The 24,516-nt window shown below is 73.0% G+C and carries 27 protein-coding genes; 24 read left to right on the forward strand and 3 right to left on the reverse strand.

The features are described 5' to 3' along the window. Nucleotides 1-25: 25 nt before the first annotated feature. The 7 genes from QQX13_RS10825 to QQX13_RS10855 all read left to right on the forward strand — a co-directional run bounded on the left by QQX13_RS10825 (nt 26) and on the right by QQX13_RS10855 (nt 6,748). Nucleotides 26-958, forward strand: a complete 933-nt coding sequence (locus QQX13_RS10825; RefSeq protein ID WP_301153405.1) for an LppM family (lipo)protein — start codon at nt 26-28, stop codon at nt 956-958. A gap of 27 nt (nt 959-985) precedes the next feature. Then, nucleotides 986-1,834: an LppM family (lipo)protein gene (locus tag QQX13_RS10830; RefSeq protein ID WP_301153407.1), complete on the forward strand. Its 849-nt coding sequence runs from the start codon at nt 986-988 to the stop codon at nt 1,832-1,834. 12 nt (nt 1,835-1,846) lie between these two features. After that, entirely contained in the window at nt 1,847-3,130 is a 1,284-nt protein-coding gene (locus tag QQX13_RS10835) for an MFS transporter (protein ID WP_301153409.1), read from the forward strand. A 344-nt stretch (nt 3,131-3,474) separates the two neighbouring features. Then, entirely contained in the window at nt 3,475-4,707 is a 1,233-nt protein-coding gene (gene sqr / locus QQX13_RS10840; protein WP_301153411.1) for a type III sulfide quinone reductase, selenoprotein subtype, read from the forward strand. 9 nt (nt 4,708-4,716) lie between these two features. Continuing rightward, a complete protein-coding gene (locus QQX13_RS10845) occupies nt 4,717-5,031 on the forward strand; it encodes a TusE/DsrC/DsvC family sulfur relay protein (RefSeq protein WP_301118954.1) in 315 nt (104 codons plus the stop codon). 11 nt (nt 5,032-5,042) lie between these two features. Next, nucleotides 5,043-5,576 (forward strand): DsrE/DsrF/DrsH-like family protein, encoded by a 534-nt coding sequence (locus QQX13_RS10850; RefSeq protein WP_301118955.1) that lies wholly within the window; start codon nt 5,043-5,045, stop codon nt 5,574-5,576. A gap of 38 nt (nt 5,577-5,614) precedes the next feature. Continuing rightward, nucleotides 5,615-6,748 carry a VanZ family protein gene (locus QQX13_RS10855; protein WP_301153413.1) on the forward strand — a complete coding sequence of 378 codons (1,134 nt, stop codon included), beginning with the start codon at nt 5,615-5,617 and terminating at the stop codon, nt 6,746-6,748. Between the two features lie 40 nt (nt 6,749-6,788). Here the strand turns inward: QQX13_RS10855 and QQX13_RS10860 are convergent, their stop codons facing one another. Next, entirely contained in the window at nt 6,789-7,841 is a 1,053-nt protein-coding gene (locus QQX13_RS10860; RefSeq protein WP_301153415.1) for a hypothetical protein, read from the reverse strand. Nucleotides 7,842-7,940: 99 nt separating this feature from the next. On the opposite strand from QQX13_RS10860, the gene QQX13_RS10865 reads away from it, so the two are divergent. The 5 genes from QQX13_RS10865 (at nt 7,941) to QQX13_RS10885 (ending at nt 12,123) form a co-directional block, all read left to right on the forward strand. Then, nucleotides 7,941-8,807 (forward strand): ATP-grasp domain-containing protein, encoded by an 867-nt coding sequence (locus tag QQX13_RS10865; RefSeq protein WP_301118958.1) that lies wholly within the window; start codon nt 7,941-7,943, stop codon nt 8,805-8,807. A 297-nt stretch (nt 8,808-9,104) separates the two neighbouring features. Then, on the forward strand, nt 9,105-10,175 hold the full coding sequence (locus tag QQX13_RS10870; RefSeq protein ID WP_301153416.1) for a TerC family protein: 1,071 nt from the start codon (nt 9,105-9,107) through the stop codon (nt 10,173-10,175). Nucleotides 10,176-10,231: 56 nt separating this feature from the next. After that, nucleotides 10,232-10,396: a hypothetical protein gene (locus QQX13_RS10875; RefSeq protein ID WP_301118960.1), complete on the forward strand. Its 165-nt coding sequence runs from the start codon at nt 10,232-10,234 to the stop codon at nt 10,394-10,396. 69 nt (nt 10,397-10,465) lie between these two features. Then, on the forward strand, nt 10,466-10,939 hold the full coding sequence (locus QQX13_RS10880) for an SRPBCC family protein (protein ID WP_301153417.1): 474 nt from the start codon (nt 10,466-10,468) through the stop codon (nt 10,937-10,939). Nucleotides 10,940-10,980: 41 nt separating this feature from the next. Further along, nucleotides 10,981-12,123 (forward strand): MalY/PatB family protein, encoded by a 1,143-nt coding sequence (locus QQX13_RS10885; RefSeq protein WP_301153419.1) that lies wholly within the window; start codon nt 10,981-10,983, stop codon nt 12,121-12,123. Between the two features lie 146 nt (nt 12,124-12,269). Here the strand turns inward: QQX13_RS10885 and QQX13_RS10890 are convergent, their stop codons facing one another. Further along, the gene (locus tag QQX13_RS10890; RefSeq protein WP_301118964.1) at nt 12,270-12,944 is read right to left on the reverse strand and encodes a class I SAM-dependent methyltransferase; all 675 of its coding nucleotides are present in this window, start codon (nt 12,942-12,944) and stop codon (nt 12,270-12,272) included. A gap of 90 nt (nt 12,945-13,034) precedes the next feature. On the opposite strand from QQX13_RS10890, the gene QQX13_RS10895 reads away from it, so the two are divergent. The 5 genes from QQX13_RS10895 to QQX13_RS10915 all read left to right on the forward strand — a co-directional run bounded on the left by QQX13_RS10895 (nt 13,035) and on the right by QQX13_RS10915 (nt 17,013). Then, a complete protein-coding gene (locus QQX13_RS10895) occupies nt 13,035-13,604 on the forward strand; it encodes a hypothetical protein (protein WP_301153420.1) in 570 nt (189 codons plus the stop codon). Between the two features lie 83 nt (nt 13,605-13,687). Then, nucleotides 13,688-14,233 carry a copper chaperone PCu(A)C gene (locus tag QQX13_RS10900; RefSeq protein WP_301153421.1) on the forward strand — a complete coding sequence of 182 codons (546 nt, stop codon included), beginning with the start codon at nt 13,688-13,690 and terminating at the stop codon, nt 14,231-14,233. Continuing rightward, entirely contained in the window at nt 14,233-15,471 is a 1,239-nt protein-coding gene (locus QQX13_RS10905) for a Dyp-type peroxidase (RefSeq protein WP_301118967.1), read from the forward strand. The genes QQX13_RS10900 and QQX13_RS10905 overlap by 1 nt, the downstream gene beginning before the upstream one ends. A 28-nt stretch (nt 15,472-15,499) precedes the next feature. Then, nucleotides 15,500-16,117: an RBBP9/YdeN family alpha/beta hydrolase gene (locus QQX13_RS10910; RefSeq protein ID WP_301118968.1), complete on the forward strand. Its 618-nt coding sequence runs from the start codon at nt 15,500-15,502 to the stop codon at nt 16,115-16,117. Beyond that, nucleotides 16,114-17,013: a phosphotransferase gene (locus QQX13_RS10915; protein WP_301118969.1), complete on the forward strand. Its 900-nt coding sequence runs from the start codon at nt 16,114-16,116 to the stop codon at nt 17,011-17,013. Before QQX13_RS10910 ends, QQX13_RS10915 begins: the two co-directional genes overlap by 4 nt. Before the next feature lie 7 nt (nt 17,014-17,020). On the opposite strand, the gene QQX13_RS10920 is transcribed toward QQX13_RS10915, so the two are convergent. Then, nucleotides 17,021-17,860, reverse strand: a complete 840-nt coding sequence (locus QQX13_RS10920) for a siderophore-interacting protein (protein WP_301118970.1) — start codon at nt 17,858-17,860, stop codon at nt 17,021-17,023. A 136-nt stretch (nt 17,861-17,996) separates the two neighbouring features. On the opposite strand from QQX13_RS10920, the gene QQX13_RS10925 reads away from it, so the two are divergent. The 7 genes from QQX13_RS10925 to QQX13_RS10955 all read left to right on the forward strand — a co-directional run bounded on the left by QQX13_RS10925 (nt 17,997) and on the right by QQX13_RS10955 (nt 24,487). Next, the gene (locus QQX13_RS10925) at nt 17,997-18,563 is read left to right on the forward strand and encodes a GNAT family N-acetyltransferase (protein WP_301118971.1); all 567 of its coding nucleotides are present in this window, start codon (nt 17,997-17,999) and stop codon (nt 18,561-18,563) included. 84 nt (nt 18,564-18,647) lie between these two features. Continuing rightward, on the forward strand, nt 18,648-19,454 hold the full coding sequence (locus tag QQX13_RS10930) for a DUF2202 domain-containing protein (protein ID WP_301153422.1): 807 nt from the start codon (nt 18,648-18,650) through the stop codon (nt 19,452-19,454). Between the two features lie 10 nt (nt 19,455-19,464). Beyond that, on the forward strand, nt 19,465-20,148 hold the full coding sequence (locus QQX13_RS10935) for a response regulator (protein WP_301153423.1): 684 nt from the start codon (nt 19,465-19,467) through the stop codon (nt 20,146-20,148). After that, on the forward strand, nt 20,145-21,260 hold the full coding sequence (locus QQX13_RS10940) for a sensor histidine kinase (protein ID WP_301153425.1): 1,116 nt from the start codon (nt 20,145-20,147) through the stop codon (nt 21,258-21,260). The genes QQX13_RS10935 and QQX13_RS10940 overlap by 4 nt, the downstream gene beginning before the upstream one ends. Nucleotides 21,261-21,293: 33 nt before the next feature. After that, nucleotides 21,294-21,773 (forward strand): cation:proton antiporter regulatory subunit, encoded by a 480-nt coding sequence (locus tag QQX13_RS10945; RefSeq protein WP_301153427.1) that lies wholly within the window; start codon nt 21,294-21,296, stop codon nt 21,771-21,773. 3 nt (nt 21,774-21,776) lie between these two features. Further along, nucleotides 21,777-23,015: a cation:proton antiporter gene (locus QQX13_RS10950; RefSeq protein ID WP_301153429.1), complete on the forward strand. Its 1,239-nt coding sequence runs from the start codon at nt 21,777-21,779 to the stop codon at nt 23,013-23,015. A gap of 134 nt (nt 23,016-23,149) precedes the next feature. Further along, the gene (locus QQX13_RS10955; protein WP_301118977.1) at nt 23,150-24,487 is read left to right on the forward strand and encodes an MFS transporter; all 1,338 of its coding nucleotides are present in this window, start codon (nt 23,150-23,152) and stop codon (nt 24,485-24,487) included. Nucleotides 24,488-24,516 lie beyond the last annotated feature (29 nt).

Below are 24,516 nucleotides of genomic sequence, written 5' to 3' on the forward strand. Positions count from 1 at the left end.
TGCTACCTGTGGCAGGGTGACGGCCATGAAGAAGCTGCTGAGGGGCATCGCTCTTTCCCTGCTCGCCGTGGTCGCGCTCACCGGCTGCCTCAAGATCGAGGGGTCGTTCGTGCTCCACGAGGACGACACGATCGACGGCACGTTCCTGATCGCGGTCCAGAAGGGCATCGGCGACTCGATGGGCATGAGCGACGAGGACCTGCTGTCGCAGATGACCGAGGACATGGACGCCGGCGACCTCGACGGCGCCACCGTGGAGCCGTACGAGGACGACGACTGGGTGGGCCAGCGCGTGGTCTTCGACAGCCTGCCGATCGCGGAGGCGTCGGAGGACGATGCGGGCCTCACCGTGGTCCGCGAGGACGGCTTCTTCGTCGTGCAGGGCGACCCGCTGGCGTCGGAGTCCGAGGGCGAGGACGGCGACCTCGGCGGCCTCCCGGGCGCCGAGGCGACCATGAGCGTCACCTTCCCGGGTGACATCGTCGAGACCAACGGCGCCGTCGAGGGCACCACCGTGACGTGGGACCTGCTCACCCTCGACGAGCCGATGTACGCCAAGGGCAGGGCCACGGCCGGCTTCAGCCTGCCGACATGGGCCTGGTACGCCGGGGGCGGCACGCTGCTGCTCGCCGCGCTCGGGATCGTGCTCGGCGTGGTGCTGAGCAGGCGCCGCGGCGCCGCGGCCCCCTACGCGCCGGCGCAGGCCGCGGCGGGCACCGATGCGGCGGCCGCAGGCACGTACGCCCCGCAGACCTTCGAGCCGCAGTCGTTCGAGCCGGCCCCTGTCGAGGAGGCTGCCGCCGCTCCCGAGCCGGCCCCGACCGAGCAGCTGCCCTACTCCCCTCCCGCGCCGTCGGAGTCGTGGCCCGGCGCCGCCCCGCCGGACCCGGCCCCCACCGAGCCCCTGCCGACAGAGGAGTCACCCTGGGCGCCGCCGCAGGAGCCCGACCGTCCCTAGCGGGCCGCGCATGCGAGGCTTGATCCCATGAAGGTCGCGACCCGGATCCTCGCCGCCGCAGCCGCCGCGCTGCTGCTGGCCGGCTGCGTGCGCGTGACCGCGGAGACCACGCTCGGCACGGACGACACGTTCGACCAGCACGCGGTCATCGCGGTCGCCCCCGAGGCGCTCACCGCGCTGCGGCAGCAGCTCGGCCAGGTCGATCCGGGCGAGCTGCCCGCCGACGCGCTCGACCAGCTCGACCTGGAGTCGCTGCTGGATCCCGAGACGTTCCTCGAGCAGCTCGCGCCGCTCGAGGAGGCCAACCCCGGGTCCGTCGACGTGCAGCCCTACTCCGACGACGAGGGTCGCTCCGGCGTCGAGCTCACCGTCACCGACGTCCCGCTCGCCGACGCGGGCGACGCGACGGCGACCGTCCCGCTCGCGGGCGCCACGGGCATCGTCCGGGAAGGCGACACGTACGTCGTGACGCTCGAGTCGGGTGCGGCCTCGGAGCTCGAGGGCCTCGGCGCGCAGGCGTCCCAGCTGCGCCTGATCGAGAACGCCGTCGACGTCGCGGTGGCGTTCACGTTCCCGGGCCTGATCACGGAGGCGACCGCCGGCGAGGTGGACGGCTCCACCGTCACGCTGGGGCTCAGCGACCTGCTGAGCGCGGACTCGATCCGGATCGTCGGCGGCGCCTCGCCGCAGGTGGACTGGGGACCGTTCCTGCGGTGGGGGCTGGTGGGGCTCGCCGTCGTGGTGGTCGTCGGCGGCGCGACGCTGCTGGTGCTGCAGGACCGGCGCCGACGCGCCTCGACGGCGCTTCCGCCGCCCCGCCCGGGAGCCGAGGGCGGGATGGGCACCCTGGGGAAGGACGATGCGCCCCCGGGGTGAGAGCATGTCCCGGTGCTCGCTCCCTACCGCTCGATCCTGACGCTCCCCGGCGCCAAGGCCTTCGCCTTCGCCGGGCTGCTGTCGCGCCTGCCCATCTCGATGTTCAACATCTCGGTGATCCTGATGGTGCAGATCCAGTACTCGAGCTACGCCATCGCGGGCCGCGTCGCCGCCGTGGGGGTCCTGGTGTGGGCCCTGCAGACGGTCCCGACCGCCCGGCTGGTCGACCGCATCGGCCAGCGCGCGGCGATGATCCCGCTCACCATCACCTTCGTCGCGGGCGCGAGCCTCGCCATCTGGACGGCGATGACCCAGGGCCCCGAGTGGCTGCTGTGGCTCGCCGTCGCCATCGCCTCGATCCAGGGACCGCTGGGCTCGCTGACCCGCGCACGCTGGTCGCACCTGCTCGAGCGGGACCAGGACATCCACACGGCCTTCGCCCTCGAGGGCTCGCTCGACGAGGTGCTGTTCGTCGCGGGCCCCGCCGCGGCGACCATCCTCGCCACCACGGTCTGGCCGCCGCTCGGCGTGGTCGTGTGCCTCACCGGGCTGGTGATCGGCATGACCATCCTCCTCGCGCAGCGCGCGACCGAGCCGGCCCCGCGGCGCGGCACGGGCGGGACCTCGCTGGGCCTGAGGCTGCCGGGCGCCGTCATCGGCGTCGCGTTCGTGTCCTTCGGCATCGGCGCGATGTTCGGCGCCTTCGACATCTCGGTGGTCGCCTTCGCGGACGAATCGGGCCACAAGACCCTCTCCGGCCTCATCATCGGGATCATCTCTGCGGGGTCGCTCGTGGGCGGGCTGCTCTACGGCGCCCGGCACTGGCGCTCACCGCTGTGGAAGCGCACCGTGATCGGCGCCGCCGCGCTGGCGATCGGCTTCGGCGCCCTCGCGCTCGCCCCCAACGTGCTCCTGCTGTCGCTGATGGGGTTCGTCGCCGGCGCCACGATCGCCCCGACCATGACCAACGCGGACGCGGTGGTCCAGCGTGTGGTGCGGCGCGACCAGATCACCGAGGGGATGGCCTGGCTACGGATCGGCCTCGGGGTCGGCGTCGCGCTCGGCGCCTGGGTCGCGGGCGGCCTGATCGAGTCCGTGGGGTCCCGCGCCGGCCTGGCCGCCTCCGCGGCGGGCGGCCTCCTGTCGCTGGTGCTCGCACTCGCCTTCATCGGCGTCGTGCGCCGCGACACCGAGGCCGGACGCCCGACCGACGAGGCGTCGCTCGAGGCCGAGCAGGAGGAGCTCGAGCAGCTCGAGGAGACCGTCGAGCAGCCCCCGATCCCCCCTCATCTCTAGGTGGGTGACGGGTCCCTGAAATGACGGGACCTAGGTCCCCTCGCGGCCCCCGCCGGGCGGCGTACCTTTGCAGACACAGGGACTTGAGGAGGCGCAGAAGCCCCCTCGCAATCCGTGGCTCGGGCGTCCATCCGGGGACTTGGCCGCCCGAGCCGCACCCCATTCCGGCCGCAGGCGCCCCGCTCCCTCCCCCAGGGGCGCCGCGGCCGGTTTTCTCATGCCCGCGCGCAGGTTCCGCGGACGCGGGGACGATGGTCCCGCGTTTTCGAAAACTCCCAGGAATACGGTCGGGAGTATCGACGCCCTCAACGGGGAGGGCGCGGAACCCGATGGAGGGATCCACGATGCGCAGGCTAGTCATCCTCGGAGCGGGCACGGCGGGCACGATCGCGGCGAACAAGCTGCGGCGGCTGCTGACCAAGGACGAGTGGGAGATCACCATCGTCGACCAGCGCGGCACCCACTACTACCAACCGGCCTTCCTCTTCATCCCGTTCGGGCGCTACCGGCCCGACAAGGCACGCCGCAAGGCGGCACCGCTCATCCCCGCCGGCGTGACCCGCGTCGAGGGCGCGATCGACCGCGTCGATCCCGACGCCCGGACCGTGCGCCTCGCCGACGGCCGTGAGCTCGGCTACGAGTACCTCATCATCGCGACCGGCACGTCCCCGCACCCCGAGGAGACGCCCGGGATGGCCGACGACTGGCACGGCGCCGTGCACTCCTTCTACACGTTCGACGATGCGGTGGCCCTCCGGGACGCCCTCGCCGGCTTCTCCGGCGGACGCCTCGTGGTGCACATCACCGAGATGCCCATCAAGTGCCCGGTCGCGCCGCTCGAATTCACGCTGCTGGCGGACGACTACTTCAAGCGGCGCGGCATCCGCGACAAGGTCGACATCACGTTCGTCACCCCGCTGTCGGGCGCGTTCACCAAGCCGGTCGCCGCGGCCGCGTTCGGCGACATGCTCGACACCCGGGGCATCGCCGTCGAGGCCGACTACATGATCGAGTCGATCGACCCGGAGGCGCGCACGCTGAACTCGTACGACGAGCGCGAGGTGCCGTACGACCTGCTGGTCACGGTGCCGCTCAACAAGGGCGCGGAGTACGTGGGCCGGTCAGGACTCGGCGACGAGCTCGACTTCGTCACCGTCGACCACGGCACGCTCCGTCACCCCGACCACCCGGAGATCTTCGCGGTGGGCGACGCGGCGGCGGTCCCGACCTCGAAGGCCGGCGCGGTCGCGCACTTCGAGCTCGACATCTTCCCCGAGAACTTCGCCCGCATCATCGAGGGGAAGGAACCCGTCGACACCTTCGACGGCCATGCCACGTGCTTCATCGAGTCGGGAGCGGGCAAGGCCATGCTGATCGACTTCAACTACACCACCGAGCCGCTGCCGGGGAAGTTCCCGGTGCCGGCCGTCGGGCCGCTGCCCCTGCTCAAGGAGTCGCGGTTCAACCACTGGGGCAAGCTCGCCTTCGAGCCCGTCTACTGGTCGATGCTCCTGCCCGGCCGGCCGCTGCCCCTGCCCGCCCACATGTCGATGCGCGGCAAGCGCGTCCCCGCCTAGGAGGAGAAGATGTCCACCACCATGCTCGCCGGACGCGAGATCCACGTCGACGGGGAGGGCTTCCTCACCGAGTACGACGAATGGGACGAGTCCCTCGCGCTCGAGCTCGCCACCCAGATCGGCGTCGAGATGACGCCGGAGCACTGGGACGTGATCCGGTTCCTGCGGTCCGACTTCGCGCAGACCGGTCAGACCGCCACGACCCGTCGCGTGCAGGCCGTGGGCGGCGTGCCCGTCAAGCAGCAGTTCGCGCTGTTCCCCAAGAAGCCGGGCAAGAAGATGTCCTACATCGCGGGCCTCCCCAAGCCCGCCGGATGCGTCTGAGGAGGCGCGCCATGACCGACGTGGAGACCCGTCCCGCGATCGTCCCCGACTTCGGGGACGACGAGGAGACCGACCGCAAGCTCGTGATCATCTGCTCCAAGGGCAACCTCGACATGGCCTACCCGGGCCTGATCCTCGCCAACTCGGCGCTCGGCGAGGGCATCCAGGTGGACCTGTTCTTCACCTTCTGGGGCTTCGACATGATCACCAAGGACCGGCAGACCAAGCTGAAGTTCTCACCGGTCGGCAACACCGCGATGCACCTGCCCGTCGGCGGGCGCATGCCGCAATGGCTGTCGCCGTTCCCCGGCATGACCTGGGTCGCGACCAAGATGATGAAGAAGCAGATCGACGACCTGGGCGTGCCGCCGGTCGACGAGTTCCTCGACCAGATCGTCGCGTCGGGTGGACGCCTGTGGGCCTGCAGGATGAGCGCGGACATGCAGAAGCTCACGATGGCCGACCTCCGCGACGACGTGGAGGACATCATCACCGCCGCCGACTTCATGGATCTCTCGGAGGGAGCACAGACGCTGTTCATCTGACCGTTCCGCTCATGCGCCCACCTCCCTAAGGTGGGCGCATGAGCGTCTACGGCGCCGATGCGCTGCTGACCGTCCTCGCGACGGTGGCCCTGATCCCGATCGCGATGCTGCCCATCCTGGGCACCGTGGTGCGACGCTACGGGCGGCTGCGCGGCTGGCCGCTGCTGGCGTCGCTCGGGCTGCTCGGCTCCGCGGTCTCGCTCGCGGCCTTCACCGTGTTCCCGCTGCCCGCGCCGGGGACGCTCGACTGCGAGGCCCGCTCGCTGCTGACCTACTGGCAGACCCGGCCGTTCGCCTCGATCGCCCCGATCGCGGACGCGTTCGGCGAGCAGGGTCTCGCCGCCGTCACCTCCGGGGTCTTCCTCCAGGTGTTCTTCAACATCCTGCTGTTCGTCCCGTACGGCTTCTTCCTCCACCAGGTCACGCGCTGGCGTGCCTGGGTGGTGGTCGGGGTGGGCCTGGCGACGTCGCTGCTCATCGAGGTCACGCAGGGCACCGCCTTCTACGGGGCCTACGACTGCCCATACCGCCTGTTCGACGTGGACGACCTGCTGATCAACACGACCGGCGGCGCGGTGGGCGTGGGCCTCTCGGTCCTGCTCTCGCGCTGGTGGCGGGGGTCCCGGCCCGAGCCCGTGCCGGACCTCGAGGCGCCGCGCCGGACCCGGCGCGTGGCGGCATCCTTGGTCGACGCGATGCTGGTGCTCGCGGGCGCGGTGGCCGTCCGCAGCGCGATCGCGGCGGCGTTCATCGCCGCGGCCGGCCTGGACCGTGCGGTCGAGGTGCTCGAGCACACGGCTGTCGCGATCACGATCGACGTGCTGGTCGGGGCGGCGCTGCTGCTCGCGGTGCCGCTGATCCGACGTGACCGGGCGACCCCGGGCATGCTGGTGCTGAACATCGCTCCGGCGGACGCGGCCCATCCCGAGCGTCCGGCTCAGCGCCGCGCGGTGATGGTCAGGTACGCCGTGCGATGGCTGCTGTACTCCGTGAACGGCGGGCTGGGGATCGCGATCTGGACGGTCGAGCTCATGGTGGTGCTGGCGCGGAAGGACCGGCGCTCGCTCGCCGGGCTGGCCGCCCGCACCGTGACACGCACACGCCCGGCGCTCGCCGCGGACGCGGGACTGACCGTCCCGCACGACGCCGCCGAGCCTCAAGAGCAGGACTGAGCGTCCCGGCGGGATCGCGGGCGGGCGCGGGAGCCGCGGCCTACCCGGCCAGGACGGGGCCCGCGTCGACGGCGAGCGTCCACGCCTCGGACCCCGAGTCGCCCGTCGCGCACACGGCCGGGATCGGGCCCGGGTCGTCGTAGGCGCCGTCCAGCGCCGCCTCGGGCGCCGGCGCGCACACGCCCGTGGGCGCGGACGACGATTCGAGCCGCCACTGGTCCCTCACCAGGTCGATCACCACCCAGGTGGCCGACCCCGTGGTCGTGATCCCGTCGTCCCCCGCGGGCATCTGCTCGAGCCCGACGGCGTAGGTCAGGTCGGAGGACACCCAGAGCGCCACACCCTCGATCCCGGACGCGGTGATCGAGCCGTTCGCGGTCATCTGGTCGATGATCCGCTGGGCGGAGTACGGCTGGAACGTGCGCCCGGCCGTCCGCATGAACACCGCTGACGCGTCTCCCGTGTAGCGGGCGCCGAGCCACAGCTCGGCGCCGGAGTCGAGCGGCTGCGCCGCCCACACATCCCAGACGCCGCCGTCGTGCACCTGGGACGCCGGCAGCATGCCGCCGCCCCAGTCCTCGACCACGAGCCCGTCGGCGAGGTCCATCTGGACCACCTGGAACGAGTCGCCGCCGGTCACGCGCGCGAGCCACGCCGCCCGCGCGAGGACGTCCTGACCCACCACCTCGATCTGCACGTCGTTGCGCAGCCCGTACAGGAGCACCCGGTCGCCCGACGGCGACCGCAGGTACAGCGACTGCCACTGGATCCCCATCGGGTAGCCGTCGCCCTCGACCACCTCGACCTCGACGGTCCACGTCTCGTCGGCGCATGCCCAGACGTCCGCGGTGAGCGCGTAGGCCTCGGGGAGCCCGTCGGGCTGCTCAGCGAGCGCGGGCCGTGCCTCCTCGGGCAGCGCGTCCCAGTCGCACGGATCGGAGGATGCGCTGGGCTCGGGCGAGGCCGTCGCGCTCGGTGACGGGGAGGACTCGGCGAGCACGGTGTCACGTACCAGGGAGTACGTGCCGTAGGCGAGGCCGCCGCCGACCGCGAGGGCCGCGACCACCGCCACCGCCTGCTGCCATGCCGCCATCGCCGCACCTCCATCGCGAGCGTATCGCCGCCTCGTCCCGGCCCCGCGGAGCCACGCGACGCGACGGCGGCACCCCCGCGAGGCGCTAGCGTGAGCGCCATGACCCCCCGCATCGCGATCGTCACCACCGTCGACCTGTCGGTCCCGGACGCCGACGAGGAGCTGCTCCTGCCGCACCTCCCCGAGGCCCAGCTGGTCGCGTGGGACGACCCGGCGGTGGACTGGGCCGAGTTCGACGTCGCCGTGCTGCGGTCGACCTGGAACTACCACGACCGACTCGAGGACTTCCTCGACTGGGCGCGCGGCGTCTCCGAGATCACGCGCCTGCGCAACCCCGTCGCGACGGTCGAGTGGAACACCGACAAGCGCTACCTGCACGACCTCGCCGCGGCGGGGATCCCCGTGGTGCCGACCACCTTCGTGCTCCCCGGCGAGCAGGTGCCGGACGATGCGGTGATCGCGCTCGACGGGCACCTGGTGGTGAAGCCGTCGGTGGGCGCGGGCTCGAACGGCGCGCGGCTGTTCGACGGCGACGCCGAGGGCGCGGCCGCCCACGTCGCGGCGCTGCACGCCGACGGCAAGGTCGCCATGCTCCAGCCGTACCTCGCGCAGGTCGACACCCACGGCGAGACCGCGCTCATCTACCTGGGCGGCCGCTTCTCCCACGCCGCGCGCAAGGCCGCGATCCTGTCGCGCGACATGTCATGGGAGACCGGGCTCTACGCCGACGAGAAGGTGGCCCCCGCCGAGCCCACCGAGGCCGAGCGGGAGCTCGCCGACCGCATCGTGGCCGCGCTGCCCGGCCTGGGTCACGGCGACCTCGCGTACACGCGGATCGACCTGCTCCCCTCGGACGACGGTCCCATGGTGCTCGAGCTCGAGCTCACGGAGCCCAGCCTGTTCCTCGCGATGCACCCGGGGGCCGCAGAAAGCGCGGCGGAGGCGTTCCGGGCCCTGCTCGACTGACCCCCACCCCTGAAGATGCTCCGCACGGATCGGTGGGCGACACGCCGACCCGAGCGCCCGCATCGTCCCCTCCCGTCCGCGTGTCGCGGACGATTCCGTGCGCAGCAATCTCGGTGGCGGAGCGGGGAGCGTGACGGATGCGTCCGCGTGACCTACTGTTGACCCCCGAGGGGAGTACTTCCCAAGCCCCGCTCCGGTCAGTACGAGATCTCCGTGGATTCTCCCGGGCGGGCACCGCAGCCTCGATGAGGCGGCGGTGAAGGAGACCTCAGGTCGTCGCCGTACCTGAGGAGACCCATGTCCCCGCTCGCCCTCGAGTCCGCCGTGCCGGACCCCTCCGCGCTCACGAGCATCGCCACGCCCGGCCTCTGGGCCGGCACCATCGCCGCGGTGGTCGCGCTGCTGGTGTTCGACTTCCTGATCACCCGCAAGCCTCACGAGGTCTCCTTCAAGGAGGCCCTCGGCTGGTCGGCGTTCTACATCGCGCTGCCGCTCGCGTTCGGCGCGTGGGTGTGGCTCGCGCACGGCTCCGACATCGGCGTGAAGTACTACACCGGCTACATCGTCGAGAAGTCGCTGTCCGTCGACAACCTGTTCGTGTTCATCCTGATCCTGGGCGCGTTCGCCGTGCCGCGCGTCCTGCAGCAGCGCGTGCTGCTCATCGGCGTCGCCGGCGCGATCGTGCTGCGCGGCATCTTCATCGCGCTGGGCGCCGGGCTCATCGCTACCTTCGACTGGACCTTCCTGCTGTTCGGCGCGATCCTGCTCGCCACCGCGGTGAAGGTCCTCCGCGACGCCCGCAGCACCGAGGACGAGCACGTCGACCCCGCCGAGATGCGGATCGTGAAGGTCATGAGCAAGGTGTTCCCCGTCACCGGCGACTACCACGGGACCAAGGCGACCGTCCTGATGAACGGCCGCCGTGCGCTGACCCCGCTCGCGCTCGTGATGGCCGCCATCATCACCACCGACCTGGTGTTCGCGGTCGACTCGGTGCCCGCCGTCTACGGCATCACCGCGGACCCGTACCTGGTCTTCGCGACCAACGCGTTCGCCCTCCTGGGCCTGCGCGCCCTGTACTTCGTGCTCGAGGGCGCGCTGTCGAAGCTGGTCCACCTGGGCTACGGGCTGTCCGTGATCCTCGCGTTCATCGGCGTGAAGCTGGTGCTGCACTGGGCCCACGGCGTCTGGCCGGGCGTGCCCACCGTGCCCACCCTGTGGTCGCTCGTCGTGATCGTCGGCGTGCTCGCGGTGACCACGGTGACGTCGCTGCGCGCGTCGCGGCGCGCCGAGGAGGAGGCGGCCGCCGCGGACCGCCACGCCTTCGTCGACCCGGCTCCCGGGCCGGGCCGCCCGGACGCGGGCTGACGCCCGCCGGGAAGCCCTGGGGGTCGGCCCGCGTTGACGGCCACGGAGGTGCACAGATGAGACGACGGTTCGGACGCTGGATCTTCATGGCGATCGCCATCCCGCTCACGGCGGCGGCGCTCGGGATGATCGCCGACAAGGTGGAGGAGAGGCGCGGTCCCGACTCCAAGGCGGCCCGCGGGCTGAGGATCGGGAAGAACATCCTGCGCCCCGGTGCTTGACGAGGCCCCCCGGCCTGGCCAGTCTGGACATATCGGGCATCTCGGAGCCCGCGGATCGAGAGGCGCACCGTGGTCGACGTGGTGTTCGATGCTCCCGCCGAGCCGTACGCGCTCGTCGCGACCGCGCGGCTGAACGCCCCCGTCGAGAAGGTCTGGACCGCGCACATCGAGGCGCTCTACGTCCAGCAGTGGTGGGCCCCGGCGGGCTACATCAACCGGGAGGTCGAGATCAACGCGACCGAGGGCGGCGCCTGGCGCGTGGTGCAGTCGGACCCGGAGGGGAACGCGTTCTCCTTCTTCGGGCGGTTCGAGAAGGTCGAGCCGCTCCACCTGCTGCAATGCACGTTCACCGCGGAGCTCTTCACCGAGGTCCGCACGCACATGCGGATCGAGATGTCGCCCACGCAGGGCGGCACCGTGCTGGTGACCTCGCACATCTTCCCCGACCTCTACCACCGGGACGGCTTCATCCATCTGGGCGGGATGGACCGCATGCGCGAGCCCATCCAGCGCCTTGCGGCGCTCCTGCGGACCATGCGCTGAGCGGCACCGGCGGCACCCGCGGGGTCGCCTAGGCTCGGCTCATGACCGCCGACCCCTTCGACGTACCCCTGTCCCGCCTGCGCGAGCGCACCTCGGCGAAGTGGCGCCACTACTCGCCGGACGTGCTGCCCCTGTGGGTGGCGGAGATGGACGTCGAGCTCGCCGAGCCGGTACAGGAGGCCATGGTGCGCGCGGTGCGCGACGGTGACCTGGGCTACCCCGGCTCGACGCCCTACGCCGAGGCGTTCGTGCAGTTCGCGCGCCGGTGGGACTGGCCAGGGCTCGACGCGTCGCGCGTGATCCCGGTGCAGTCGGTGATCCTCGGCTACGTCGACGCGCTGCTCGAGCACACGGACGCGGGCTCCGCCGTGATCGTGAACTCCCCCGTGTACCCCCCGTTCTACTCGTACCTGATCCAGGCGGGCCGCGAGATCGTCGAGGCGCCGCTGGACTCCGCGCTACGCCTCGACCCCGCCGCGATCGAGCGCGCGATGACCGAGGCGACGGCCGAGGGTCGACGCGCGGCCTACCTGCTGTGCAACCCGCACAACCCGGGAGGCACCGCGCACACCCGCGCCGAGCTGCAGACGCTCGCCGACCTCTCCCGTCGCCACGGCGTGCCCGTGGTGTCCGACGAGATCCACGCGCCCGTGGTCCACGCGGGCCACCAGTTCGTTCCCTACGTCACGGTGGACCCGACGGCCGTGTCGCTGCACGCCGCGTCCAAGGCGTTCAACCTCGCGGCGGTGCCCGCCGCGCTCATGGTCGGAGGCGTGGAGTCCGGCCCGCTGCTCGATGCGTTCCGCGCCGGCAAGCACCATGCGCCGGCCCACCTGGGGGTGATCGCGCAGACCGCGGCGTACCTGCACGGGGACGAGTGGCTGACCGGCATGCTCGCGGGCCTCGAGCGCAACCGGTTCCTGGTGCGCGACCTGCTCGCGGACCACGCGCCCGGCGTCGACTACCGCGTGCCCGAGGCGACGTACCTGACCTGGCTCGACTTCGGCGACACGCTGGGGGAGGATCCGGCGGCGGCCCTGCTCGAGCGTGGGCGGGTGGCGCTCAACCGGGGCCTCGACTTCGGCACCGGCGGAGCGGGCCACGCGCGGCTCAACATCGCCACGTCGCCCGAGCTCCTCGCGGAGGCGGCCCGGCGCATCGGGACGGCGCTCTCCGGTTCCTGAGGGGCAGGGCGGGGTGATGCGCGCCCGCTGCCGTATTCATGCGCGAGCGTGCGGACGACCGATGCGATCCGTGCGCTCCCGCATGAGAACAGCAGCGCGGCCGCACCGGTCCCCGTGCCCGCCGCGGACCGGGCCTGCGGGGCCGCTCAGCCCGCGGGACGGTCCCAGGTGAGCGTGTAGCGCCACAGGAGCTCGCGCGTGTACACCGAGCCCGGCAGCAGCCGCTCCGCGGCCTCGCTCACGTCGCGGAAGCTGTGCGGGGCGGGCCACACGCACTCGCAGCCGTGATCCCAGTAGCCGCGGAACAGGCGCTGGAACTTGTCGACGAAGGTCGCCCACACGTCGCGCGGCAGGTCCTGCGGCCAGTTCGAGGCGGCGATCCCCACGATCACCAGGCGCCCGCCCGGCGCGACCAGCGCGGCGAGGCGCTCGAGGCCGGCCTCGAGGTCGAGGTGATGCAGGGTCGTCACCGCGGTCACGACGTCGTAGGTGCCGAGCTCCTCCGTCATCACGTCGCCGACGCGGTACGTGATGGAGGGCGACGGCGACGGGTGCTCGGAGTCCTCGGAGTCGAGCAGGTCGACCGTGTGCCCCTGGGCGCGTGCGCGGGCGATCGCGGCGGGGTCGGAGTCGATCGCGGTGACCTCGAGGCCGCGCTCGGCGAGGCGGCGGGCGAGGTAGCCCTCGCCGCAGCCGACGTCGAGGGCCGTGCGCGCGGCGGTCGGCAGGTCCGCCACCAGCGGCCGCTGGTAGTGGATGTTGTAGTTCCAGCGCTGGTGGTCGGGCCGCTCCGTCGGGGCCTCGGACATCTGCTCGCTCATGGTCACCCATTGTCCCCCGAGCGGGAGGCGGTTCGTGACGGCGGAGGGGACGATGCGGGGCCCGGGTCCCGGGCGTGCCACCATGGATCCATGGCAGGCGGGACCCGGATGGCGCGCGCGGCGGGCGCCGCCGCGCTGTCCACTCTCGCCGCGCTCACCATGCACGTGCTGGCCGGGGGCCACGCGCCCGCCGCGGCCGGCGTGCTCGTGCCTCTCGCGGTGGCCTTCGCCGTCGGCGTGCAGCTCGCCGGGAGACCGCTCGGGCGGCTGCGGCTCGCCGTGCTGCTCGGGGCGAGCCAGCTGGCCTTCCACGCGGCGTTCTCGTTCGGCGGCTCGGCCGCCCCGGCCGCCCACGCCCACCACGGCGCCGTGACGCTCGGCACGGTCGAGCTCGCCGGCGACGCGGGCTCCATGCCCGTCGCGCACGTGGCCGCGGCGCTCGTGTCCTATGCGGCCATCCGGCGCGCGGACAGCCTCGTCCGCGCGCTCCGCCGGCTCGCCGCCCTCGTCTCCCGCGCGATCTCCGCGCGGCTCCGGCTCGGCACGCCGCGTGTCACGCCGACCGGGGCCACCGCGGTCGTGCTCGCACCCCGCCCCGGCCTGTCCGGCCGGCTCGCGGTGCGCTCCCCCGCCACGCGCGGGCCTCCTGGGATCGCCTGACCCATCCTCGTTCGACGCCTCGCGCGCCGTCCCCATCTCAGGCCTGCCCGTGCGCGCCCGCGCACCCCCATCTCAGGAGAACCATGCGTACCCGTCCCCGTCCCTACACCCGCGCTCTCGCGACCGCGTCAGCGCTGGCGCTCGCCGCGACCCTGTCCTCCTGCGCCTCCGGCGCAAGTGAGTCAGACGACTCGCTCACCCTCATCGACCCCTGGGTCAAGACCGCCGCGGCCGACGGCATGACGGCCGTCTTCGGCACGCTCGAGAACCCCACCGACGCCGACGTCACCGTCACCGGCGCCTCCTCCGACGCCGCCGGCATGGTCGAGCTCCACGAGGTGGTCGACGGCACCATGCAGGAGAAGGACGGCGGCTTCACGGTCCCGGCGGGCGGCGAGCTCTCGCTCGAGCCCGGCGGCCTCCACCTCATGCTGATGGCCCTGCCCGAGGACATCCTGGCGGGGGAGGAGATCACGGTCACGCTGGAGCTCGCCGACGGCGGCACCCTCGAGTTCACCGCCCCCGCGAAGGACTTCGACGGCGGCAACGAGGACTACGAGGGCGATTCCATGGACGCCGACCACGGCGAGATGGACATGGGCTCGTCCGCGGACCCCTCGGACGGCTGATGCCCGACGACCGCATCCGCCGCGGCCCGAGCCGGCGGCAGCTCCTCCTCGGGGGGGCCGCCGCGGGCGCGGGCGCCGCCGTCGCGCTCGGCGCCGATCGCGCCCTGGCGAGCCCGGGCCCGACCGCGGACACAGCCGGCGTCAACGGCGACCGCGTCACGCCGTTCCACGGACCTCACCAGGCCGGCGTGACGTCGAGCCCCGGCGCCCACGCCACCTACCTCGCGTTCGACCTGCTGCCCGCCACGGACCGCGCGGGCCTCGAGCGCTGGCTGCGCCTGCTGAGCGACGACGCGGCGCGCATCACGCAGGGCCGTGGCGCCCTCGCGGACCTCGAGCCGGAGCTGGCGGTGAGACCCGCGGGGCTGACCGCCACGTTCGGCGTCGGGCCCGCCGCGGTCGCCCTCGCGGGCGCCGAGGCGCCCGCGTGGCTCGGACCGCTGCCGGGCTACGCCATCGACCGCCTCGAGGACCGGTGGTCCGGCGGCGACCTGCTCGTGCTCCTGCACGGCGACGACCCGACCTCGATCTCCCACCTCGCGCGGATGCTGGTGCGCGACTCGCGCGCCTACGGCGAGCTGCGCTGGCGCCAGAGCGGCTTCCGGCGCGCGTACGGGTCGGACCCGCAGGGGACCACCATGCGCAACCTGTTCGGCCAGGTCGACGGCTCCCGCAACCCCGGGCCGGGCGACCCCGAGTTCGACGCCGCCGTCTGGGCGCGCGACGATGCGCCCGCCTGGCTCGCGGGCGGCACGTCCCTGGTGCTGCGCCGCATCGCGATGGACCTCGAGGGCTGGGACGCCGTCGATGTCGCCGGCCGCGAGAACGCCGTCGGGCGCCGGCTGTCGGACGGCGCGCCGCTCACCGGCGGCGGCGAGCACGACGACATCGATCCGGAGGCGACCGGCCCGAACGGCTTCACCGTGATCAACCCCGCCGCGCACGCGGCGCGAGCGCGGGAGACCGACCCGGCGAGGCGCATCGTCCGTCTCTCGTACTCGTACGACGACGACGTGGAGCCCGGCGCGCTCGACTCGCTGGGACGGCCGGCGGTCTCGAACGTCGGCCTGCTGTTCGGCTCGTGGCAGGCGGACGTGGCCGCGCAGTACGTGCCCGTGCAGGACCGCCTCGCGGAGGCGGACCTGATGAACACCTGGACCACTCCGATCGGCTCGGCGGTGTTCGCGGTGCTCCCCGGCTGCGAGCAGGGAGGATTCGTCGGCGAGACCCTGTTCTGAATCCGGGGCGCCGTGCCACGATGGCGCGATGACCGACATCCGCGTGCTGCTCCTCCACGGCTTCGTGCACCATCGCCCGAGCGGTCACTGGCTCTGGTGGCTGGGCGAGCAGCTCCGCCTCGCGCGGATCCCGGTGCAGTACCCGCAGCTCCCGGGCCCGGACGCGCCGCGCCTGGCGGACCAGCACGAGGTGCTGCTCGGCGAGCTCGAGATGCTCGGCGACGGCGAGCGCGTGGTGATCACGCACTCGCTCGGCGGCGTGCTGTGGCTGCACGCGGCCATGGGACTCGACGGCGCGGGGCTCGACCCGCGGCTGCGCGTCGACCGCGTGCTGATGGTCGCGCCCCCTCACCCGAGCAGGCTCGTCGGCCCGCTCGGCGACATGGCGCTACCCGCGCGGCTGGAGGATGCGGCGGCCCGCGCCTCCCGCGAGACGGCGATCCTCGCGCGGGAGACCGACGACTACCGCCCGGCACCGCTCACCGAGCTCGCCGAGGCCTGGGGCGTGCCGGCCGTGACCCTCCCGGGCAGCGGCCACCTCAACGTCGACGACGGCCACGGACCATGGCAGACGATGCTCGACTGGGTCACGGACCCGGCTGTCGAGTGGCGGCTGGGGGACGGCGCGCATAGCCTCGGCTCATGAGCACCCCGCCCTGGGCACGCCCCGAGACCGAGGTCCGTCTCGACCAGGCGCAGGTGCTGGACCTGGTGAGACGCCAGCATCCCGACCTCGCCGACCTCGAGCTCGGACCGGCGATCGAGGGGTGGGACACGGTCGTGCACCGGCTCGGCCCGCACCTCGCCGTACGGATCCCGCGCCACGCGGCCGCCGCCGCCCACGCGGGCGCCGAGCACACCTGGCTGCCGCAGCTCGCGCCGGCATGGGGCTTCGCGGTGCCCGCGCCCGTCCGGATGGGCGCCCCGACCGACGACCTTCCGTGGGCGTGGTCCATCGCCCGCTGGATCGAGGGCGTGCCGGCGTACCAGCTGGCGCTCAGCTCCAAGGGCGCCGGAGACCTGGGGCGCGCGCTCGCCCAGGTGCACATGCCGGCCCCGGCGGACGCCCCGCGCAACCCCTACCGGTCCACGACCCTCGCCGCCCGCGCCGAGCGCTTCGACGACCGCATCGAGCGGCTGGTCGAGGGAGGACTCGCGATCGACGCCGACGCGGCGCGCGCCGAGTACCTCGCGGGCGCGAGCCTGCGGCGCGGCTACGAGACGTGGTGCCACCTCGACCTGCACGGCGAGAACGTCCTGGTCGCGGGCGGCCGGCTCGCCGGCATCATCGACTGGGGCGACCTTGCGGCCGGCGACCCGGCGACGGACCTCGGACAGGCATGGGTGCTGGTCGGCTCATCGCGATTCCGCGACGTGCTCAGCGGATACCGGCACGGCAGCGTGCGCCTCGACGAGGCCGCGATGCTCCGCACCCGAGCGGAGGCGCTCGGCTACGCGATGACCCTCGCCTCGGTCGACGACGAGCCGTACGCCGGCGCGGGCCGCAGGGGCCTCGCCGACCTGGGCGTGCTCCCCGGCTGAGCCCGGGTCAGACGCCCATCCGCTGGAGGAACGGCTCGAGCTCGAGCCAGTTCTCCTCGTCCGAGCGGTCCTCGCGCCACAGCGCGGCGTACTGGGCCTTCTGCTCGTCCGACGCCTCCTCCCACACGCGCAGCGCGCGCTCGAGATCCGCGTGCCAGTAGCCGACGATCCGGTACTGGCCCAGGACCAGGGAGAACTCCCGGCGCAGGAGCTGGCGGATCCTGCGCGAATGCACCGACTCGCAGGCGACCCACACGTAGGACAGCGACTCGGGATCGAGCAGATCCGAGTCCTGGGCGAGGCCGGTGAGCGCATCGCGCAGCACCGAGGCCCCCTGCCCGTTGCCGCCGACGACCCAGTCGATCCGGGCGGACGCGGCGGTCGGCAGATCCCGCGCATCGTCCATCGACGGCACCTCGACGATCACGCGGAACACCTCGTCCGCGTGCGCCTCGGCCAGCGCGCGCGCGATGGCGGGCAGGGCGGTCAGATCGCCCGCGAGGATCCGGACGCCGGACCCGGCGGGAACGCCGTAGTAGGCCTTCGGGTCGGACACCCGCGTGCGGTCACCCGCCACGACGGCGCGCGCCCAGGTCGCACCGGGTCCGTCGCCGTGAAGGAAGATCTCGAGCTCGAAGCCGTCGGGCGTGACCGCGCTCACCGTGTAGTGCCGGGAGCTGTGGCCGTCGGGGTCCAGCGTGTCGGCGCCGACCTCGACGTGCACGAACTCGTCGGGACGTCCCGTGGTCACCCAGGCGGAGGGCTCGTCCAGCGCGAGGGAGATCCGCACCATGCGCTCGCTCAGGCGCTCGACGCGGGCGACGGTGGCGTCGTGCACGGTCTCCATGGGACTCCCTCCGGGGTGGTGAGGTGAGGCTCACCTCACCCGGAGACTCTAGGTCATTTCCGCAACGCTGTCATCACCTAAACCGGAAATGCGGTGAACACTGGGATTTCGTCGTTATGTTCCCTAGAGTGGCGGCGTGACCTTCACCCCGCTCGTGACGGAGCGACTGGTGCTCCGCCCGTTCACCGAGGACGATGCGGAGGACTTCGCCCTGCGCCGGTCGGACCCGGACACCGCCGCCTACCAGGCATGGAGGGTCCCGTACTCGGTCGAGAGGGCCCTCGCGCTGATCCAGGACGTGGCACGCAAGGACGGCCCGACGCCGGGAGGCTGGTACCAGCTGGACGTCGAGCGCCGCGCCGACGGGATGACGGTCGGCGACGTCGCCGTCTACCTCCACGAGCACGGTCACACCGCCGAGATCGGCTACACCCTCCACACCTGGGCGCGCCGCAAGGGCTACGCGACGGAGGCCGCCGCGGCGCTCATCGAGCACCTCATCACCGTGCACGGCGTGCACCGCATCGAGGCATCGACCCACCCGCAGAACATCCGCTCGATCCGGGTGCTCGAACGGCTCGGCTTCCAGCAGGAAGGCGTGAAGCGGGAGGCGTACTGGGTCGAGGACGAGGTCTCCGACGACGCGTTCTTCGGGCTTCTCGCCCGCGACTGGCAGGCCCGCGGCGAGGCACTCGCCGTCTAGGCTTCACGGAATCTTCACCCGCACGACGGCCGCTCCTTCACATGGCGGCGATGGACTGGAGCCATCGAGACGAAGGAGACTGCCATGAGCATCAGGATGCGAACCCTCGCGATCGGCGCGGCCGTCGGGGCCGCCGCGATCGCCGTCCCCGCCACCGTCGCGTGGGGAGTGAGCACCGCCACCGACGATGACGGCCCCGTGGGCCGCGGCGGCACCGTCGCGCGCCAGGTCCAGCAGGGCGGCATGGGCGGGATGATGACCGACGATGCAGACGACGCGTGGGGCGCGGGCGGCATGCGCGCCCGCTCCGGCTCGGGCACCGCCGCCTCGGGCGCCTACGGCGACGGCACGTGCCTGCTCGACGAGGCGGCGGTCGCCGACGGGTCCAGCGTGGACGCCGACGACGCCGCGAGCCTCACCTTCATGGTCCAGGAGGAGAAGCTCGCGCGCGACCTCTACACGGCTCTCGACGAGCTCTGGGGGCTCCGCGTGCTCGACCGCGTGGCGGACGCAGAGCAGCAGCACATGGATGCGGTGAGCCGGCTGCTCGACGCCTACGGCGTCGCCGACCCGACCGAGGAGGCGGCGGCCGGCGAGCTGTCCGACCCCGCGCTGCAGGACCTCTACGACGCACTGCTCGCCCAGGGCTCCACGTCCGTGACCGCGGCGCTCGGAGCGGCGGCCCTGGTCGAGGAGACCGACATCGCCGACCTGCGTGACCAGGATCCCGAGTCCGCGGCGGTCGCCAGCGTGTACGCCGCGCTCGAGAGCGCGTCGGAGCAGCACCTCGCGGCGTTCGTCCGCCAGCTGGACGCCCGCGGGGTCGACTACGCGGCGCAGGTCCTCGACCCCGCCGATGTCGAGGACATCACGGGCGTGCCTGCTCCCTAGGATGAGAGACATGGCCGCACGCACGGTGCTGGTGGTCGACGACGAGCCCAACATCCGCGAGATCGTCGGCGGCTACCTGCGCCGCGACGGCTTCGCGGTGGTCGAGGCGGGCAGCGGCGAGGACGCGCTGGCCGCCTTCGCCCGCGAGCGCGCGGCGCTCGTGGTGCTCGACGTCAGGCTGCCGGGCATCGACGGGCTCGAGACGCTCCGCCGGCTCCGGCAGACCTCGGACGTCCCCGTGCTCCTCCTCACCGCGCGGGCCGAGGAGGCCGACCGCATCGTCGGCCTGGAGGTGGGCGCGGACGACTACGTCACCAAGCCGTTCAGCCCACGCGAGGTCGCGGCGCGCGTGCGCGCGATCCTGCGGCGCGGCGACGCGGGAGCGGCACCCGAGACGCTGGGCGCCGGCGCCCTGGTCGTGGATCTCGCGGCGCGCGAGGTGCGGCTGGACGGCCGACCGGTGACGCTCACCGCGCTCGAGTTCGACCTGCTCGCCGCGCTCGCCTCCGCGCCTGGCCGGGTGTTCACCCGACGTCAGCTCATCGAGCGGGTGTGGGGATGGGACTTCTACGGCGACGAGCGGATCGTCGACGTCCACGTCAGGAAGCTGCGCCGGGCCCTCGACGACCCCGCAGACTCGCCCGCGCTCATCCTCACCGTGCGTGGCGTCGGCTACAAGCTGGCGGCGCCATGAGGTCGCTGCGGAGCCGCCTGCTCGCGTCGCACCTCGCGGTCGCGCTGACCGGCACGCTCGTCGCCGTGGTGATCGGCGGCGCGCTGACGAGCACCCTGGTGGGCCGTCAGCTCGGCATGATGCGGGGCGCCATGGGCGGCGGCCAGGCGCAGGCGGCGCAGGACGCCGTGCGATCGGTGCTGCCGGTCGCCCTCGCGTGGGGTGCCGTCGCCGCCGTCGCCGTCGCGGCCGCCCTCGCGCTGCTGCTGTCCCGTCGGATCGTCGCCCCGCTGACCGCGATCCAGGAGGCCTCGCGCCGGATCGCCCGCGGCGACTACCGGCAGGACGTGCCCCGCCCGCACGACGCCGAGCTGGCGGCGGTCGCGGCGGATCTGGAGGAGCTCGCGGAGCGGCTCGCGCGAAGCGAGGAGACGCGGGCGCGGCTGATCGACGAGGTCGCGCATGAGATGCGCACGCCCCTGACCACCATCCGGGGCACCATGGAGGCGCTCGCCGACCAGGTGATCGAGCCCTCCCCGGAGGCGTACGAGCGGGTCGCCGCCGAGGCCTCCCGGCTCGAGCGTCTCGCCCAGGACCTGTCCACCCTGTCCCGCGCCGACGAGCATGCCGTCGAGCTGCGCAACGCGCCCGAGGACCTCGCGGCGCTCGCCACGGACGCCGCCACCCATCTCGAGCCGCAGTTCGACCACGCCGGGGTGGGGCTCGAGGTCGACGCCGGATCCCCGGTGCCGGTGGTGGTCGACCGCGACCGCATCACGCAGATCCTGCTCAACCTGCTGGGCAACGCGCTCACCCACACGCCCTCCGGCGGCTCCGTCACGGTCGCGGTGGGCGCCGCCCGAGGCATCGCCAGCGTCAGGGTGGTCGACACCGGCGCCGGGCTCACCGCCGACGAGCTCGACCGCGTGTTCGACCGCTTCTACCGCGGCCCCGCGGCCCGCCGCGCCGCCGGCCGCGGCATCGGCCTCACCATCGCGCGCTCCCTGGCGCGCGCGCACGGCGGAGACGTCACCGCATCGTCCCCCGGCCCGGGCGCCGGCGCGACCTTCGTGCTGTCCCTGCCGACCGGCCCCGATCCGCTCCGCGGGCACGATCCGGCCCGCGAGGCGTAGCCGTGGCACGCTCCTGCGTGGAACAGTAGGCCCATGGAGATCTACGAGACCCCTCTCCCCGGAGTCGGCGTCCGTTACGAGTTCACCGCGGAGGCGGGCGACCACGTCGGCGTGGTCGTCCGCCGCGACGGCAAGCGGGACATCGCGCTGTACGACCGCGAGGACCCCGACGCCTGCCGCGGCACCCTCGAGCTGTCCGAGGGCGACGCCGGCAAGCTCGCGGAGCTGCTCGGCGGCACGAACATCACGGCGCGGCTCGAGGACCTGCGGCACAGCATCGTCGGCCTCGCCATCGAATGGGTGACGATGCCGGCGGCAGGCGGGCTGGTGAACCGCACCCTGGCGGAGGGCAAGATCCGCACGCTCACCTCGGCCAGCGTCGTCGCGGTGATCCGCGGCGACCAGGGCATCCCGGGCATCGAACCGTCGTTCATCTTCGAAGCGGGCGACACCGTCCTGGTCATGGGTTCCGACGAGGCCGTCGACAGGGCGGCGCACATCCTCACGGGGTAGACGATGCTCACCGCGACCGCACCCCTGTCGGGCCTGCGCGTCGTCGCCGCCAGCCCGCATTCGGAGACCTCGACCGTGCTCATCGAGCTCGGCGTGGTCTTCCTGGTGCTCGCGCTGCTCGGCCGGCTCGCGAGCCGGATCGGCATCCCCTCGATCCCGCTGTACCTGCTCGCCGGGCTGATCATGGGCGAGGGAGGCTTCATCCCGATCGCGGCGGGAGAGGACTTCCTCGCGATCGGCGCGCAGATCGGCGTGGTGCTGCTCCTGCTGCTGCTGGGCCTCGAGTACTCGCCGGACGACCTGCGCGTGGGCCTGAGGACCACCTGGAAGGCCGGGATCCTCGACGGGGTCGCCAACGCCGTGCCGGGCTTCGCGGTGGGCCTCCTGCTCGGCTGGTCCGTCACGGCCTCGATCCTGCTGGCCGGCGTCACGTACATCTCGAGCTCCGGCATCATCGCGCGGCTCCTCGACGACTTCGACCGGCTCGCGAACCGCGAGACCCCCGTCATCCTCAGCCTGCTGGTGATGGAGGACATCGTGATGGCGGTGTTCCTGCCGATCCTCGCGGTGCTGCTGGTCGGGGCGACCATCGTGCAGGGCGCGATCGCGGCGGGCATCGCGATCGCGATCGTCGCGGCGGCGTTCTTCTTCGCCCTCAAGTTCTCGCACCACGTCTCGACCGTGGTGCACTCGCACTCGCGGGAGCTGCTGCTGCTGGGCGTGCTCGGCCTCGCGTTCCTGGTCGCGGGCCTCGCGGAGGCGGTGCAGGTGTCCGCGGCGGTCGGTGCGTTCCTGCTCGGCCTCACCCTGTCCGGCAACGTCGCCGACCAGGTGCGCGGGCTGATGCCCCCGCTCCGCGACGTCTTCGGCGGGATCTTCTTCGTCTTCTTCGGGATCGGCATCGACCCGCGCGACCTGGTGCCGGTGCTGCTGCCCGCGCTCGCGCTCGCGCTCGTGACCGCGGTGACCAAGGTGGGCACGGGGATCTGGGCGGCGCGGCAGGCGGGGATCGGCCCCAAGGGCCAGTGGCGCACGGGCCTGTCGCTGGTGCCGCGCGGCGAGTTCTCGATCGTCATCGCCGGACTGGGCGTCGCGGCCGGGGCGGAGGCGATGCTCGGGCCGTTCGCCGCCGCGTACGTGCTGATCCTCGCGGTCGCGGGCTCGATCCTCATGCGGTTCGCGGACCGGATCCCGTCGCCGCTCAAGGCCCCTCCACGGCGCGGGGTCCCACCCGCGGTGTGAGACGATGCTCCGGTCGTGCCGCGCCGCGGGCCCTCGGGCCCGGCGCCGGGACGATGCGCCGGCCACGTCGCGCAGTTGGTGTGGCTTCCGCGCGAGGACGCGCGACTTCTCATTCCTTCCTGTGAGGTTGTGTCATGCTCTCCCCCTACCGGGGCATCCTCGCGCTGCCCGGTGCCCGCGCCTTCACGCTCTGGGGCCTGGTCGCGCGCCTGCAGATGGGCCTCACCGGCCTGTCGACCTTCCTGCTGGTCCAGATCGAGTACGGCCGCTACGAGTACGGCGGCATGGTGCTCGCCGCGATCGCGGTGTCCTACGCCGTGGTCTCGCCGCAGGTGGGCCGCCTGGTCGACGCGTTCGGCCAGAGCCGCGTGCTCCGCTGGGGCTTCGCCGTCGCGATTCTCGGGCGGCTCGCGATGATCGCCGCCGCGTTGACGCATCAGCCCGTGTGGGTGCTGGTGGTGCTCGCGCCGCTCTTCGCCGCCGGCGGGACCCAGTCCACGCACACGCGCGCGCGGTGGACCCACATCGTCCCCGACAAGCACGCCCTCAACACCGCGTTCTCGCTCGAGTCCTCGCTCGAGGAGGTGCTCTTCATCGCCGGGCCGGCGCTCGCGACCGTGCTGGCCACGCAGGTCGGCTCCTGGGTGCCGTCGGCGATCGCGGTGGTCTCGCTCGCGATCGGCGGCTACGCGTTCCTGAGCCTGAAGGCGACCGAGCCGCCGGCGCTCCGGCGCGACGCCCGCCGGCGTCAGGGACGGGACGGTGCCTCACGGGCGCTCGTCGTCGACGGATCGATGGAGCGTGTGGGGCTGCCGCCCGCGCCGCGCGGACTGCGCCGGTACCGCGGCGCGCTGCGAGGCCACCTGCTCGTCACCACGCCGGCGCTCGTCATCACCACCGCGATCTTCGCGACGCAGGGCGCGGTCTTCGCGTCGACCGACGCCGCAACGGTGGCCTTCGCGGAGGAGCTGGGCCAGAAGCAGTGGTCGGGCGTCGTGCTCGCGGTGTGGGCGCTCGGCTCGCTGGTCGGCGGGCTCGCCTACGGATCGCGCATGTGGAGCCGGACGCTCGCGTCGCGGCTGCTGTGGGGGGTCACGGCGACGGGGGTGGGCGCTGCCACGTTCATCCTCGCGCCGTCGATGCTGTGGCTGGGCGTGCTGATGTTCCTCACCGGGCTCGCGATCGCGCCGACCATGGCGGTCAGCGACGGCGTCGTGCACGCGCTCATCCCGCGGTCGCGCCTCACCGAGGGCATGACCTGGACCCGTACCGGCATGGACATGGGCGTCGCCGCGGGAGCGTGGTTCGCCGGATGGATCATCGACCGGCACGGCTCGTCGGGCGGGTTCCTGGTGACGTCGATCGCGGGGCTCACCGGCGTGGCGATCGCTGCCGTGTCCTGGCGCTACCTGCGGTCGCGGCGTGCGTACGAGGAGTCCGTGTCGCGAGACGCCCCGCTCGCCGTGCCGTGAGCGTGCCCGTCGCTCCACGGCCCCGCGTC

The organism is Demequina lignilytica, assembly GCF_030418375.1.
GTDB classification, from domain to species: Bacteria; Actinomycetota; Actinomycetes; order Actinomycetales; family Demequinaceae; genus Demequina; species Demequina lignilytica.

What these genes read in the sequence shown, in the direction of transcription:
- QQX13_RS10825 (WP_301153405.1), top strand. Translation starts at nt 26, where the DNA reads ATGAAGAAGCTGCTGAGGGGCATCGCTCTTTCCCTGCTCGCCGTGGTC.
- QQX13_RS10830 (WP_301153407.1), top strand. Translation starts at nt 986, where the DNA reads ATGAAGGTCGCGACCCGGATCCTCGCCGCCGCAGCCGCCGCGCTGCTG.
- sqr (WP_301153411.1), top strand. Translation starts at nt 3,475, where the DNA reads ATGCGCAGGCTAGTCATCCTCGGAGCGGGCACGGCGGGCACGATCGCG.
- QQX13_RS10845 (WP_301118954.1), top strand. Translation starts at nt 4,717, where the DNA reads ATGTCCACCACCATGCTCGCCGGACGCGAGATCCACGTCGACGGGGAG.
- QQX13_RS10850 (WP_301118955.1), top strand. Translation starts at nt 5,043, where the DNA reads ATGACCGACGTGGAGACCCGTCCCGCGATCGTCCCCGACTTCGGGGAC.
- QQX13_RS10855 (WP_301153413.1), top strand. Translation starts at nt 5,615, where the DNA reads ATGAGCGTCTACGGCGCCGATGCGCTGCTGACCGTCCTCGCGACGGTG.
- QQX13_RS10860 (WP_301153415.1), bottom strand. Translation starts at nt 7,841, where the DNA reads ATGGCGGCATGGCAGCAGGCGGTGGCGGTGGTCGCGGCCCTCGCGGTC.
- QQX13_RS10865 (WP_301118958.1), top strand. Translation starts at nt 7,941, where the DNA reads ATGACCCCCCGCATCGCGATCGTCACCACCGTCGACCTGTCGGTCCCG.
- QQX13_RS10870 (WP_301153416.1), top strand. Translation starts at nt 9,105, where the DNA reads ATGTCCCCGCTCGCCCTCGAGTCCGCCGTGCCGGACCCCTCCGCGCTC.
- QQX13_RS10875 (WP_301118960.1), top strand. Translation starts at nt 10,232, where the DNA reads ATGAGACGACGGTTCGGACGCTGGATCTTCATGGCGATCGCCATCCCG.
- QQX13_RS10885 (WP_301153419.1), top strand. Translation starts at nt 10,981, where the DNA reads ATGACCGCCGACCCCTTCGACGTACCCCTGTCCCGCCTGCGCGAGCGC.
- QQX13_RS10890 (WP_301118964.1), bottom strand. Translation starts at nt 12,944, where the DNA reads ATGAGCGAGCAGATGTCCGAGGCCCCGACGGAGCGGCCCGACCACCAG.
- QQX13_RS10895 (WP_301153420.1), top strand. Translation starts at nt 13,035, where the DNA reads ATGGCAGGCGGGACCCGGATGGCGCGCGCGGCGGGCGCCGCCGCGCTG.
- QQX13_RS10900 (WP_301153421.1), top strand. Translation starts at nt 13,688, where the DNA reads ATGCGTACCCGTCCCCGTCCCTACACCCGCGCTCTCGCGACCGCGTCA.
- QQX13_RS10905 (WP_301118967.1), top strand. Translation starts at nt 14,233, where the DNA reads ATGCCCGACGACCGCATCCGCCGCGGCCCGAGCCGGCGGCAGCTCCTC.
- QQX13_RS10910 (WP_301118968.1), top strand. Translation starts at nt 15,500, where the DNA reads ATGACCGACATCCGCGTGCTGCTCCTCCACGGCTTCGTGCACCATCGC.
- QQX13_RS10915 (WP_301118969.1), top strand. Translation starts at nt 16,114, where the DNA reads ATGAGCACCCCGCCCTGGGCACGCCCCGAGACCGAGGTCCGTCTCGAC.
- QQX13_RS10920 (WP_301118970.1), bottom strand. Translation starts at nt 17,860, where the DNA reads ATGGAGACCGTGCACGACGCCACCGTCGCCCGCGTCGAGCGCCTGAGC.
- QQX13_RS10930 (WP_301153422.1), top strand. Translation starts at nt 18,648, where the DNA reads ATGAGCATCAGGATGCGAACCCTCGCGATCGGCGCGGCCGTCGGGGCC.
- QQX13_RS10935 (WP_301153423.1), top strand. Translation starts at nt 19,465, where the DNA reads ATGGCCGCACGCACGGTGCTGGTGGTCGACGACGAGCCCAACATCCGC.
- QQX13_RS10940 (WP_301153425.1), top strand. Translation starts at nt 20,145, where the DNA reads ATGAGGTCGCTGCGGAGCCGCCTGCTCGCGTCGCACCTCGCGGTCGCG.
- QQX13_RS10945 (WP_301153427.1), top strand. Translation starts at nt 21,294, where the DNA reads ATGGAGATCTACGAGACCCCTCTCCCCGGAGTCGGCGTCCGTTACGAG.
- QQX13_RS10950 (WP_301153429.1), top strand. Translation starts at nt 21,777, where the DNA reads ATGCTCACCGCGACCGCACCCCTGTCGGGCCTGCGCGTCGTCGCCGCC.
- QQX13_RS10955 (WP_301118977.1), top strand. Translation starts at nt 23,150, where the DNA reads ATGCTCTCCCCCTACCGGGGCATCCTCGCGCTGCCCGGTGCCCGCGCC.